The organism is Microbacterium sp. Z6_144 (assembly GCF_057197625.1).
On sequence record NZ_JBXVPT010000001.1, the window covers coordinates 1,321,405 to 1,335,007 of the forward strand.

Annotated in this window: 9 protein-coding genes; 5 read left to right on the forward strand and 4 right to left on the reverse strand. The window is 73.3% G+C overall.

Annotated features, from left to right (window positions below):
• Positions 1–39: 39 nt before the first annotated feature.
• Positions 40–1,500, reverse strand: a complete 1,461-nt coding sequence (locus AC2DGY_RS06465) for a DEAD/DEAH box helicase (RefSeq protein WP_484508875.1) — start codon at positions 1,498–1,500, stop codon at positions 40–42.
• Positions 1,501–1,650: 150 nt separating this feature from the next.
• On the opposite strand from AC2DGY_RS06465, the gene AC2DGY_RS06470 reads away from it, so the two are divergent.
• On the forward strand, positions 1,651–2,367 hold the full coding sequence (locus AC2DGY_RS06470) for a ferritin-like fold-containing protein (protein ID WP_484508876.1): 717 nt from the start codon (positions 1,651–1,653) through the stop codon (positions 2,365–2,367).
• Between the two features lie 29 nt (positions 2,368–2,396).
• Here AC2DGY_RS06470 and AC2DGY_RS06475 read toward each other — a convergent pair whose 3' ends face one another.
• Positions 2,397–2,687 (reverse strand): hypothetical protein, encoded by a 291-nt coding sequence (locus AC2DGY_RS06475; protein ID WP_484508877.1) that lies wholly within the window; start codon positions 2,685–2,687, stop codon positions 2,397–2,399.
• 4 nt (positions 2,688–2,691) lie between these two features.
• Positions 2,692–2,916, reverse strand: coding sequence for a DUF3107 domain-containing protein (locus AC2DGY_RS06480; RefSeq protein WP_484508878.1), 225 nt, complete (start codon positions 2,914–2,916; stop codon positions 2,692–2,694).
• A 128-nt stretch (positions 2,917–3,044) separates the two neighbouring features.
• Here AC2DGY_RS06480 and AC2DGY_RS06485 point away from each other — a divergent pair, with 128 nt between their 5' ends.
• Both AC2DGY_RS06485 and AC2DGY_RS06490 read left to right on the forward strand, forming a co-directional pair.
• Positions 3,045–6,167 carry an ATP-dependent helicase gene (locus AC2DGY_RS06485; protein ID WP_484508879.1) on the forward strand — a complete coding sequence of 1,041 codons (3,123 nt, stop codon included), beginning with the start codon at positions 3,045–3,047 and terminating at the stop codon, positions 6,165–6,167.
• Positions 6,164–9,442 (forward strand): ATP-dependent DNA helicase, encoded by a 3,279-nt coding sequence (locus AC2DGY_RS06490; RefSeq protein WP_484508880.1) that lies wholly within the window; start codon positions 6,164–6,166, stop codon positions 9,440–9,442. Before AC2DGY_RS06485 ends, AC2DGY_RS06490 begins: the two co-directional genes overlap by 4 nt.
• On the opposite strand, the gene AC2DGY_RS06495 is transcribed toward AC2DGY_RS06490, so the two are convergent.
• Positions 9,426–10,775, reverse strand: a complete 1,350-nt coding sequence (locus AC2DGY_RS06495; protein ID WP_484508881.1) for a protein kinase family protein — start codon at positions 10,773–10,775, stop codon at positions 9,426–9,428. The two genes, AC2DGY_RS06490 and AC2DGY_RS06495, sit on opposite strands and share 17 nt — an antisense overlap.
• Positions 10,776–10,838: 63 nt before the next feature.
• Here AC2DGY_RS06495 and nudC point away from each other — a divergent pair, with 63 nt between their 5' ends.
• Entirely contained in the window at positions 10,839–11,744 is a 906-nt protein-coding gene (nudC, locus tag AC2DGY_RS06500; protein WP_484508882.1) for an NAD(+) diphosphatase, read from the forward strand.
• The gene (locus AC2DGY_RS06505; protein WP_484508883.1) at positions 11,741–13,492 is read left to right on the forward strand and encodes an ATP-dependent helicase; all 1,752 of its coding nucleotides are present in this window, start codon (positions 11,741–11,743) and stop codon (positions 13,490–13,492) included. The genes nudC and AC2DGY_RS06505 overlap by 4 nt, the downstream gene beginning before the upstream one ends.
• Positions 13,493–13,603 lie beyond the last annotated feature (111 nt).

Below are 13,603 nucleotides of genomic sequence, written 5' to 3' on the forward strand. Positions count from 1 at the left end.
GCGAGTCAGGCGGCGGGGCGAGTCAGGCCGCGGGGCGAGTCAGGCCGCGGGGGCGCCGTCGGTCCGTGCGCCACCGCGGCGACGCCGACGCCGGCGAGGCGCGGAGTTGCCGTCGTGGTGCTCCGTGCCGCTGCCGTCGTGCGTGCCCTCGCCCTGCGTCCGCGCGGCGGGCTCGACCGCGGCGTCCTGGGGGGCAGCGTCCTCGGTCCGGCGCCGACGACGGCGACGCGTCGCATCCGCCGAGTCATCGGCTGCGGGCTTGTCGGCGGATCTCCGCTCGACCGGGGCCTTCTTCTCCGTCGATGCCCTGGGCGCCGTCACCAGACGGCCCTTCGTGCCCTCGGGGATGCCGAGGGCGGAGTACAGGTGCGGGCTCGACGAGTACGTCTCGACGGGCTCGGGCTGACCGAACTCGAGGGCGCGGTTGATCAGTGCCCACTTGTGCAGGTCGTCCCAGTCGACGAAGGTGACGGCGATTCCGGTCTTGCCGGCGCGGCCGGTGCGGCCCGCCCGGTGCAGGTAGGCCTTCTCGTCGTCGGGGATCGTGTGGTTGATGACGTGGGTGACGTCGTCGACGTCGATGCCGCGCGCGGCGACATCGGTGGCGATCAGCACGTCGCGCTTCCCGGCCTTGAACGCCGCCATCGAGCGCTCGCGCGCCTCCTGGCTCATGTCGCCGTGGACGGCGGCGGCATTGAACCCGCGGTCGCCGAGCTCGTCGACGAGCTTCTGCGCTGCACGCTTGGTGCGCGTGAAGATGACCGTCTTGCCGCGCCCCTCGGCCTGCAGGATGCGGGCGATGATCTCGTCCTTGTCCAGCGAATGCGCGCGGTAGACCAGGTGTTCGATGTTGGCCTGCGTGAGGCCCTCATCGGGGTCGTTGGCGCGGATGTGGATCGGGTTGGTCATGAAGCGGCGGGCGAGGGTCACGATCGGACCCGGCATCGTCGCGGAGAACAACTGCGTGTGGCGGATGGCGGGAAGCTTCGTGAAGATCTTCTCGATGTCGGGGAGGAAGCCGAGGTCGAGCATCTTGTCGGCCTCGTCGAGGACCACCTCGCGCGCGTGGGAGAGGTCGAGCAGACGCTGGTTGGAGAGGTCGATGAGCCGGCCCGGGGTACCCACGACGATCTGCGCGCCGGCCTTCAGCTGCTCGATCTGGCCCTCGTAGGCCTTGCCGCCGTAGATGGCCACGACGCTGGTGGAGCGGTTCTGCGTGAGCATGTCGATGTCTTCGTACACCTGCACCGCGAGCTCACGCGTGGGGACGACGATGAGCGCCTGCACCCCGTGCTCGGGGTCGAGCCCCAGCCGCTGGACGACGGGGATGCCGAAGCCGAAGGTCTTGCCGGTACCGGTCTTGGCCTGTCCGATGATGTCCTGGCCGGGAAGGCCGAGGGGGATGGTCTGCTCCTGGATCGGGAAGGCATCGATGATGCCCTTCGACGCGAGAGCGTCGACGATGTCCTGGTCCACGCCGAGCTCGGCGAAGGTCGTCACGATAGATGCCTGTCCGGCGGAGGATCCGCCTTGGTGTCGAAGGTCCACGCCCTTCACTCAGCCACAGGCGCGGGGCCCCGATCCGATGCCGGGGCTGTTCCAGGATACCGGTCCCGCGCGCCGACCTCGGTCGCGCCTAGGCTGTACCCCGTGTTCGAGTGGTTCCGTCGCCGTCGTCGGCCCGAAGGGCGCGCCCTGACACTGCGCTCGCGCGGCGACGTGGGCGATGCCACGCGTGTCGATTTCGAAGAGCTCGCGCCCGACGTCGACACGTACCTCGGGCAGGCCGCGTACCTGCAGCTGGGGTTCTTCGAGACGCTCAGCGAGCTGATCGCCTCCACCCCCGAGCTCGCCCAGAAGGAGTCGCTCTCCCGCGCCGCGGGCGCAGCGCTGCGCAAGCACGAGGAGCTGGTCGCCCTCATCCGCGAGCGCGGCGACGAGCCGACCGCGCTCATGCTGCCCTTCCGGGAACAGCTGGACGCCTTCCGCCGTGCCACCCACGGCGTCCGCGCCCAGGAGACCATGCTGTCGGTGCACATCACCGCGGGGATGCTGGATGACTTCTACCTCGCGCTGTCGGCGAGCTACGGCGACACCGGGCGTCGGGTGGCCCGCATCCTCCGCGCTGACGATGACCGCCAGGCGATCGTGGAGATCACACAGCAGACGATCGCGAGCGACTCGGAGTGGACGTCACTCCTGGCACTGTGGGGCCGGCGGCTGGTGGGCGACACGCTGCTGGTTGCCCGAGCGGCACTGCGCACGCGCGCCCTGGACGCGGCCGGCGAGGCCAAGGTCGAACCGGTGTTCACGGCGCTCATGGCCGGCCACGCCCGGCGGATGGATGCAATGGGTCTCGCGGCCTGACGCGGCATCCGGCGGGGTTGTCCGCCGGATCAGCGGAGGCGGAGCCGCTCGCGCGTGGCGGCATCCGCTCGCACGCGCGATGCACCGAGCCAGGCGATCACCGGCACCGTGACGACGGCGGGGAGCGCGACGGCGGCCAGCCACAGGAGCGCGTTGTCCGGGCCGAGGCCGATCCAGGTCAGCGCCGTCCAGGCGACGGCCCCGACTGCTGCGGCCAGGAGGGGGGCCAGCGCCGCCCCCCGGGTGGCCTTCTGCGGCAGGGCGTAGTGCACGGCGATCCCGACGACGGCGGCGATCAGGATGCCGAGGACGATCTGCACGTGCTCAGGCCACGAAGCCGACGCGGCGGGTGTCCTCCGTGCCGACCTCGACGAAGGCGAGGCCCGAGGTGGGGACGATGTAGGCGTTGCCCTTGCTGTCGGTGAAGGTCACGTGCGTGGCCGAGGAATCCAGCGCATCGGCCACCGCCTTCTTGACGGCTTCCGACGACTCCGAGGTCTCGAAGGTGAGCTCTCGGCCGGTGTTCGCGATTCCGATGCGGATCTCCACGGGGACTGCCTTCCTGCCGGGGTCGATCCGGCACCATCGAAAACTCTACGACAGCGGCTTGGCCTGCCCGCCCGCGGGCGCAACGCTCTGGGCGAACGATGTCGGAAACCGCCGGTAGCGTTGCCGGCATGGTTCCGGGGGAGACGTTCGTCGCGGACGCAGCCCTCGACGACGCGCAGAGTGCCGCGGCGGGTCTGCCCGCCGATGCCTCGGCCGTCGTGGTCGGCGCGCCGGGATCGGGCAAGACCGCGTCGCTCGTCGCCCGGGTGCGTGCGCTCGTGGCCGACGGGGTCGACCCGGACGATCTGCTCGTCCTCACCCCCACGCGGCCCGGCGCCACCGCGTTGCGCGACCCGCTGGGGCTCGCGGTGGGACGAGCCACCGCCGGCCCGATCGCCCGCTCGGTGGCCTCGTTCGCCTACCACCTCGTCCGCGGCGCCGAGGTGCACACCGGCGGTGAACCGCCGCAGTTGCTCACCGGTCGCGACGAAGACCAGATCATCCAGGATCTCCTCGCCGGTGATGCCGAGGACGAGGTGTCGGGCCTGCGACGCTGGCCGGAGGACCTCGGCCCCGGCATCCGAGCGACCAGGGGGTTCCGCAGCGACGTGCGGGCCTTCCTCGCCGAGTGCACGACGCTGGGCATCGGCCCCCACGACCTCGAGGCGCTCGCGGAGCGCCGGGGCGTTCCGGTCTGGCGTGCACTGGCGTCCTTCGCCCGCGAGTACGACCGGGTGCGCTCGGACATGCGCGGGGCGTACCGGGACGCCGCCGGCCTCGTCCGCGAGGCGATCGGGATCGTGCGCTTCGCGCCGGCGGCGATGCTGGGGCGGTTCGCGGGGCTCCGCTGCATCCTGGTGGATGACGCCCAGGAGCTGACCGCCGGGGGCGTCGAACTGCTCGAGGCGTGCCGGCAGCGCGGGATCGGGGTGGTCGCGTGGGGCGACCCGGATGTGGGGTCCGGAGCGTTCCGCGGAGCCACGCCGGAGAACTTCGCGCGGCTGGCGCAGGTGCTGGGCACGGTGGAGGTGCTGGGCACGCCTCATCGCGGCACCCCGCCGCAGATCGACCTGGTCCGATCGGTCACGTCGCGGATCGGCGCGGCCGGTGTGGTGGCGCACCGCCGGCCGCCGGGTGGGGCCGGCGCAGACGGCTCGGTGCGCGCGTATCTCCTGCGTTCACCGGCCGAGGAACTGGATGCCGTCGCCCGGATCCTGCGGGAGCGGCATGTGCTGGACGGGGTGCCATGGCGCGGATGCGCCGTGATCGCCCACGACTCCCGGCAGGTGGCGGCCATCGAGACCGAGCTGGCCGCCCGCGACGTCCCGGCGCGGGCGAGCGGCCCCGGCCGTCCCCTGGGCATGCAGCGGCCCGTGCGCGACCTGCTCGCCGTGGTGGAACTCGCCGTCCAGGATCCCGAGGCGTGGACTCCGCCGCAGGTGGCCGACGCCCTGCTCGGCGTGTTCGGGGGGCTCGACCCGATCGAGCTGCGGAGGCTGCGCATGCTGCTCCGCTCGGCCGAACTGGCCTTCGGCGGCGAGCGGACGGCGGCCGACCTGCTCGCGTCGGGCGTGCGTCATCCCCTCGAGTTCGAGGCCCTGGACACGCGCGAGGCCCGGCGGGCGGCACGCTTCGGTCTCACCCTCGCGGCGGTGCGCGCCCAGGCGGAGGAGCGCGCCACGGCCCACGAGCTGCTGTGGACCGTATGGGAGCGCAGCGGGCTCCAGCGGGCGTGGCGGGAGGCGGCCCGGGGGAGCGGAGCGATCGCGGACCAGGCCCATCGCGACCTCGACGCACTCGTGGCGCTGTTCCAGGCGGCGAAGCGATTCGGTGAGCGTCAGCCGGGCGAGCCGGCGGCCACCTTCATCCGGGCCGTCCGCGACAGCGACGTCGCCGAAGACCGCCTGGACGACGTGGAGCGGGCCGACGCCGTCCACATCCTGACCCCCGCCGCCGCGGCGGCGCGATCGTTCGACACGGTCATCATCGCGGGCGTGCAGGACGGCACCTGGCCGAACACGCGCGTGCGCGGCGGACTCTTGGAGACCTGGCGGCTCGCCGATGCCGTGCTGCGGCCGGACGCGCCCGCCGCGGGGATCCTCGACCGCCGGCGTCAGGCGATGCACGACGAGCTGCGGCTGTTCGCGCGGGCGGTGTCCCGCGCGCACGCACGGCTGGTGGTGACCGCCGTCGATGACGACGACCAGGGGCCGAGCGTGTTCTTCGAGATGCTGCCCGCCCCTGAGCCGGCCGGTGCGCTCGCGGAGCATCCGCTGTCGCTGCGCGGCCTCGTGGCCCAGCACCGGCGCGCCCTCACGAGCGCCCGCACCACGCCCCCGCAGCGCCGGGCGGCGGCCGGCCAGCTGGCGGTTCTCGCCGCGGCGGGTGTCGCCGGGGCGGACCCCGCGTCGTGGTACGGGATGCTGCCGCCGACCTCGACCGCACCGTTGCGCGACCTCGACTCCGAACCCGTCCGCGTGTCGCCGTCGCGGCTGCACGCCCTGGAGGAGTGCCAGCTGGACTGGGTGATCGCCGACCTCGGCGGCGACCGTCAGGGCATGACGGCGGGCATCGGGACGGTGCTGCATGCCGCCCTGGAGACCGCGGGGTCCTCGGACGAGGAGGCGCTGTGGGCGGCCGTGGAAGCGCGATGGGGTGAACTGGAGTTCGAGGCCGCATGGCGCGAACGCGCCGAGCGCACGCGGGCCCGGGATCTGGTGCGCCGGCTGGCGCTGTACCTGTCCCGCTTCGAGGCGTCCGGCGGGCGCCTGCTCGGGGCCGAGAGGCACTTCGAGGTGCCGATCCCGATCGAGGAGACCGCCGCTCACGGCGCTGTGCTCAGCGGCGATATCGACCGCGTCGAGGTGGGGCCGGACGGGTCGGTGGTGATCGTGGATCTGAAGACCGGCAAGAACGAACCGCAGAGCGACGCCAAGGTCGCCGACAACCCGCAGTTGGCGGCGTATCAGCTCGCCCACGCGGCCGGCGCGATCGACGGTGTCGCCGGGATGCCGTCCGGCGGTGCCAAGCTGCTCGTCCTCCGGCCCACTGCGGCATCGGCGGACTACGTCACCCCGGCCCAGGCGCCCTTCGACGACGACCAGCGGGCCGCGTTCGTCGCGCGTGTCGGTGAGGCCGTGTCCGTCATGCGGGGTACGACCTTCGCGGCAGCCTACGAGGAGCACTGCCGCGATGAGTACGCGTACGGGGTCTGCCGCATCCACACGATCGCGGCGGTGAGCGCGTCGTGAGCACCGTCCTCTCGGCCGCGACCATCGCGGCCGCCCTGGGGCAGTTCCCGCCCACCCCGGAGCAGGCCGCCGTCATCGAGTCTCCGCTGCAGCCGGCGCTTGTCGTGGCCGGTGCCGGCAGCGGCAAGACCGAGACGATGGCCGGCCGCGTGGTGTGGCTGGTGGCCAACGGCATCGTGCGCCGCGACGAGGTGCTCGGCCTCACCTTCACTCGCAAGGCCGCCGGAGAGCTGGCCGAACGCATCGCCCTGCGTCTGCAGCGCCTCAGCGAGTTCGAGCGGCGCGGGCTCCTGCCGCAGCTGACGGGCCTTCATGCCGCCGGGGAGCTCGACCCGCTCGCATCGCTCGGCACCGGCGCGCGAGCCGACGCCGAGCGCGCCGCCCTCCTGGACGACCTCGCGCGCCGCTCCGGTGCCGTCCCGGCCGAAAGCGACGGCGACGAGCTGCTCCACCGGCCGACCGTCGCCACCTACAACAGCTTCGCCGATGCCCTCGTGCGCGAGCACGGCGTGCGCATCGGCCGCGACGGCGAGTCGGCGATCCTGTCGGAGTCGGCCGCCTGGCTGCTGATGCGGCGGGTCGTGTTCACCTCCGACGACCCGCAGTTGGAAGCACGCCCCGAGGCCCCGCGCACGATCATCGACGCCGCGCTGCGGATCGCGCGCGACGGCGTGGACAACCTCGTCGACCTCGACGCGCTCGCTGCGTTCCCGGAGGCCTTCGCCGACGTCCTGACGCGCCCGTCGACCTCCCGCCAGGTGACGGTGTACAGCAAGGTCGCCGAGGCGGAGCGGAAGGTCGGCGCTCTGGCGATGCTGGCGGGACTGGCACGCGACTACGACCGCGAGAAGGCGCGGCTGGGGGTCATGGACTTCGCCGACCAGGTCGCCGGCGCCCTGCAGATCGTGCGGGGTCACGCGGCCGTCGTCGACGAGGTGCGCGGCCGCTACCGCGTCGTGCTGCTGGATGAGTACCAGGACACGTCGGTCGTGCAGACCGACCTGCTGGCGGCCCTGTTCGCCGGGACCGGCGTCATGGCGGTGGGCGACCCCCACCAGGCCATCTACGCGTGGCGGGGAGCCAGCGCCGGCAACCTCGCCGGGTTCCCGGCCGCCTTCGCGCCGGAGGGCGGATGTCAGCGATTCTCACTGATGACGAGCTGGCGCAACAGCGCCCGGGTGCTCGATGCCGCCAACGCGGTGCTGCAGCCGCTCGCCCGCGGCGCGGCGGTGAGCGTCGACCCCCTGCGCGCGCGCCCCGGCGCTCCCGCGGGCGAGATCACAACGCTGTTCGACCGTGACCTGGATGCCGAAACCGATCGCGTGGCGGAGTGGTTCGTGGGCGTGCGTGCCGCCCGCGCGGCCGGCGGGGCCGCGACCACCGGTGCGATCCTCTTCCGCAGCAAGAAGCACATGGTGCGCTTCGGCGACGCGCTCGGGCGGCGCGGCATCCCGCACCGCATCCTCGGGCTGGGGGGGCTTCTGACCACCCCGGAAGTGGTCGACGTGGTCGCCGCACTGCGCGTGCTCAGCGACCCCGACGCCGGATCGGCGCTTCTGCGTCTCCTGTCGGGGCCGCGCTGGGCGATCGGACTCGCCGATCTTCGCCGGCTGGCGCTGCTGGCCCGGCGCCTGGCCACTCACGACGCCGCCCTGCAGCCGCTGGATCCGGCCGTCACCGAACGATTGCGGGCCATTCCCGGCGCCGACCGCGCGTCGCTGGTCGACGCCCTCGACTTCGTCGCGCGTCAGAGCGACGAGCACCGCTGGCTCGCCGACTTCACGCCCGCAGCGCGGGCGCGCCTGCGGGAAGCCGGTGCGGTGTTCGCGGGCCTCCGCCGTGCCGTCGGGGCTCCCATCCCCGAGCTGGTCCGCCTCATCGAGGGGGAGCTGCGTCTGGACATCGAGCTGGCCGCGAACGAGTCCCGGGGGCCCGCCCGGATCGCCTCGGCGCAGCTGCGCGCGTTCGTGGACGAGATCTCGGGGTTTCTCGCCGCCGACGAGTCGGGTTCGGTGTCGAGCCTGCTGGCGTGGCTGGACCATGCCGAGAAGCTCGACGAGTTCGCCCCCCGCACCGAACCGCCCGAAGACGACGTCGTGCAGCTGCTGACCATCCACGGCTCCAAGGGGCTGGAATGGGATGCCGTCGCCGTCGTGCGGATGGTCGCCGACGAGTTGCCGTCCCTGCCCCGAGACACGGGCGGGTGGCTGGGATTCGGGGTGCTTCCCACGGAGTTCCGCGGCGACGCGCGGTGGCTTCCTCAGCTGGCGTGGCGGTCGGCGGCGACCCAGCAGGAGCTCAAGGCGGCCATCGACGACTACATCTCCGCCAACCGCGCGCGCCAGCTCGCCGAAGACCGGCGGCTGGCTTATGTGGCGATCACGCGCGCACGGGACCACCTGCTGCTGAGCGGTTCGAGCTGGGCGGGCACCAAGCGTCCGCGCACCCGCAGCGTGTTCCTCGACGAGGTCGTCGACGCGCTCGAGATCGATCTCCCCCGGGAAGACCCGGGCGACAACCCGTACGGCGGGGAGCGGCGTCTCCTCCAGTGGCCGATGGACCCCCTGGGCGCGCGCCGCCCGGCGGTGGCCGCCGCGGCGGCCGAGGTCGAGCGCGCGCGTGCCGCCCCGCCGGCCGCCCCGGATGCGGAGACCGAGCTGCTGCTGGCCGAGCGGGCAGCGCGGCTGAGCCCCCGCGAACGTGCGGCGCCGGTGCGGATCCCCGCATCCCGGTACAAGGACTTCGTCGCCGACTACGCGGGAACGGTCGAGGCGCTCGATCGGCCTATGCCGGAGCGTCCCTACCGCCAGACCCGCCTGGGCACGCTCTTCCACGCGTGGGTGGAGCAGCGTTCGGGGCTGGTCGGGACGGGAACGGGGCTGGACGACGCGCTCTGGGACGACGACGAGCATCCGGATGCGTCCCCCGCGGATGCCGCGGACCTCGCACGCCTGCAGGCCAACTTCGAGCGGTCAGAGTGGGCGACGCTCCGCCCGCTCGAGGTGGAGACGGAGATCGACTACGTCGCGAGCGACCTGGACGGCCGTCCGCACATCGTCATCTGCAAGCTCGACGCGGTGTACCGACGGGGAGAGCGCATCGAGATCGTCGACTGGAAGACCGGTCGTCCGCCGGCCACGGTGGGCGAGAGGAGCGAGCGGATGCTGCAGCTGGAGCTGTACCGCGAGGCCTACGCGCAGCGTCACGGCGTGGCACGTGAGCAGATCGACGTGGCGTTGTTCTACGTCGCGGACGGACTCATCCTCCGGAACTGAGGCGGGTGTCGTCCTCCCGGCCCCACCAGCGCAGCGCCGCGCGGGATGCCCGGTCGGCCTCGTCGATCAGCTCGCCGTCCTGCTCCCTGTCCTGCTCGTCATCCTGCTCGTGATCGGTCGGAGCCGCAGCGGGCGCCTCGCGCGGATCGGCGGAACGATCCTGCGCCCACCCCGTGATGTCGATGGGCGCCGTCGCCGTGTCTTCCGGCGGCCGCAGCCCGTCCAGCCCGAAGTCGGGGGCCTCCGCCTTCCCGTCGGCGCGGTCGCGCTCGGTGGCCAGGAACAGCGACAGCATCTCGGGATCGTAGGTGTCGGTCTGCATCGACGTGTCCACGGGCGCGGCGGCCGGCTCGGGCAGGCGCTCGACGAACGCCAGCGCGGCATCCAGGTCGACCGGGCCGTCGGGCACGATCCGGTCTCCGCGCACGCCGTCGGCGAGGGCATCCAGGAGCGCCACCGCATCATCCACCACGACGGTGTCGCCGGAGTCCACGCCGTGCACGAGCCACCGGGCGAACTCCAGCTCGGCGTACAGGCGCGCGCGTTCACGCAGCAGAGCATCGGGTGCCCGGGCGGCATCGGCGGCATATCCGGCAAGCACGGAGTCGGACGCCTCGGGAGCGGAGGCCAGCCACCGCAGGTCGGTCGCGGGGTCCCCGACGCTCAGCCCGCTCCACTCGAGAGCGCCGACCACGCGGACGTCGTCGCCCTCATCGGAGAGGAGGAACGTCGCCGACGTCGCCCCGCCGAGCACCACGGCGGAGTCGAAGCGCCACAGCTCGTCGGTCTCCACGGCCCGGCGCCAGCGATCGACCAGCACATCCGGCGCGCGGCGGGTGGATTCCACCCGGTCCAGAAGACGGGACACGTCGTCGCGCACCTGCTGGGGCGTGCGGACGGGGAGCCCGTCGGTGCGCACGATCGAGGGCGGCAGCATGTGGATCGCCGCGAGCGCCGCACCGATCGCGGAGGCGATGCCCGGGCCCTTGGGCAGGTGCGCCGGCTCGACCCGGTAGCCGGGGAGGTAGTCCACGACCAGCACCCGCGACGCCCCCGACCCCGTCTCCCCGAGAACCTCGGGGGCGCGGAAGGGCAGCAGGGCGCGCACGCCCGGGGTGAGGGCGACCAGCGCCCGTGATTCGGCCGCAAGCTCGGCCGCGGAATCCTCGCTCACGGGCACCCGCACGACCGCCTCGCGGCCGTCCTCCAGGTGGACGAGGGCGGCGTCGAAGCGACCGGCGCCCCCCTCGGTGAGCGAAGCGGTTCCCACCACGGCGATGCGGGGCAGAGCGGCCGTCACCGACGCGGCTAGAGTGAGAGGTGAGCGTGCCATGCGCCCAGGGTAGGCCGGGCGCGTCGCCCCGCCCCCGCGCCACGCCTGTGAGAGAGGTTCTTGATGACGGTTCCCGTCACGCCTCCGGCTCGCATCGGTCCGGTGGACCGATCCCCGACCGAGCGCATGACCGAGGACCTCCTCGCGCGCGCTTTCGCCGACCCGGACACCGTCGTGCTGGTCGTGCGCGGTGACGCCGTCCCGCTGGCCCCGGACGGGACTCTGGCGCCCGCGCGGGTCGCGGACGTGCCCGAGGATGCGGTGTGGGCCTTCCTCGGGCGCCGGCCGGACGGTGCCGCGGTGCTCGCGGCCTCCTTCCCCCCCGAGCGGGAGGACCCCGTCGCCGCACCCGGGGGGTGGGGAGCCCTCCGCGCGATCGCCGGCGATCTCCCCGCCGACGACGCGGGTCTGCTCGTCACGGCTGTCGCGCTCGGGCGCTGGCTCGTGGACGCGCCGTACTGTCCGGCCTGCGGATCGCGCACACTCCTGCGTCACGCCGGCTGGGCGCGGCACTGCCCGGCCTGCGGTCGCGAGCACTTCCCCCGCACCGACCCGGCCGTGATCGTGGCCGTCACCCGCGAGGGCGACCCCGACGTACTGCTGCTCGGCTCCAACGCCCTGTGGGGAGCGGACCGCTACTCGTGCTTCGCGGGGTTCGCCGAGGCGGGGGAGTCCCTCGAGGACGCCGTCGTGCGCGAGGTGCGTGAGGAGGCCGGCGTCACGGTCGGCGACCTGCGCTACCGCGGGTCGCAGGGCTGGCCCTATCCGCGCTCGCTGATGCTCGGGTTCACCGCGGTCGCGGCCGCCGAGGAGGTGGCGCTCGCCGACGGCGAGGAGATCGTCGCGGTGCGGTGGTTCACCCGCGCCGAGATCGGCGAGGCGCTGGCCGGCCGCGGTGCCCTGCAGCTCCCCGGCTCGGCCTCGATCGCCTCCCGCCTCATCCGCGGGTGGTACGAAGGCTCCTCATGAGCGCCCTCGACGGCCTCGATGAGCAGCAGCGCGCGGCCGCCTCGGCGCTGCGCGGTCCGGTCTGCGTCCTCGCGGGGGCCGGCACCGGCAAGACCCGGGTCATCACGCACCGCATCGCCCACGGCGTGGACACGGGCGCGTACTCTCCCGGGCGCGTCATGGCCGTGACCTTCACCGCGAAGGCGGCCGGCGAGATGCGCGGGCGCCTGCGCTCCCTCGGAGTCGGGGGAGTGGCCGCGCGGACGTTCCACGCCGCCGCCCTGGCGCAGCTGAACTACTTCTGGCCGTCCCTCACGGGAGACTCCGCGCCCTCACTCGTCAGCAACAAGGTCAAGCTCCTCGCCCACGCCGCCGACGGGCTGAAGCTGCACCCCGACACCCCGACGCTGCGCGACGTGGCCAGCGCCATCGAGTGGCGCAAGATCACGATGCGCAGCGTCGACGCGTTCGCCCAGGCCCGGCCCTCGGGCATCGGACGCCTCGACCTGCAGCAGGTCGCCGACCTGCAGCGCGCCTACGAGAAGCTCAAGGACGAGCGGCGCCAGATGGACTTCGAAGACGTGCTGCTGGCGTGCGCGGGGATGCTGGAGGCCGAGCCCCGCGTCACCCAGGAGGTGCGCGAGCAGTACCGCCACTTCACCGTCGACGAGTTCCAGGACGTCTCGCCGCTGCAGTACCGGCTCCTTCAGGTGTGGCTCGGCGACCGCCGTGACCTGTGCGTCGTCGGCGACGCCAGTCAGACGATCTATTCCTTCGCCGGTGCCGATGCGCGCTACCTGCTGGATTTCGCGCGCACCCACGAAGACGCGCAGGTGTTCCGGCTGGAGACGAACTACCGGTCGGCGGCGCCGGTCCTCGAGGTCGCCAATGCGCTGATGCGCGGGCGTCCGGGAGCTCTCCAGCTCGCCCCCGCACGCCCGGCCGGCGCGAGCCCGGTTCCGGTCGTCCGCGGATTCGACGACGACGAGGCCGAGGCCGCGGCCGTCGCCCGATCCATCGCGGAGGCGATCTCCGGCGGCGTCGAGCCCTCCGCCATCGCCGTGCTGTACCGCTCGCACGCGCAGTCCGCCGTTCACCTCGCGGCCCTCGCGGCGGCGGGGGTTGCCACGACCGTGCTGGGGGGCAAACGATTCTTCGACCAGCCGGAGGTCCGGCAGGCCGTGCTCGCCCTGCGGGCAGCCTCCGTCGCGCCGATCGAGACGGACTTCGTCGCCACCGTACGGGATGTACTGCGCTCCCTGGGTTTGACGGAGGAGCCGCCGCCGGCCGGCGGCGCCCTCCGGGACGCGTGGGAGGCGCGCGCGGCCCTCCTGCTGCTGGCCGAGAACGCGCCGGCGGGCACGAGCCTGCGGGCCTTCACCGACGATCTGGTGGGCCGGGCGAAGGATCAGCATGAGCCGGCCACCCGCACCGTCACTCTGGCGACCCTTCACGCGGCCAAGGGCCTGGAGTGGGACCACGTGCACCTGGTGGGGCTCAGCGAGGGGCTTCTGCCCATTTCCTACGCCACGACCTTCGAGGACATCGACGAGGAACGCCGGCTCGCCTATGTCGGCATCACGCGGGCCGGGCGAACGCTGTCCCTGAGCTGGTCGCGGGGTCGAGGGCGGATGTCTCGCACTCCGTCGCGATTCCTGCAAGAGATCGGCACCCGCATCCTTCGTGCGGAGGATGCACCCGCCACACGCGGTTCGGGGCGTCCGCGCGCAGGCGTACCGACCGCGCGGGAGTCGTCGTCGGCGCGGTGATCACCTGCACCGCGACCCGCGCCGCCTCCACGGCCAGGTCGGGATCGACCTCGCAGCGCCGCCCGACGAGCTGACTGGCCAGGAGCGGCCACGCCGGGTCGACGTCGCGCG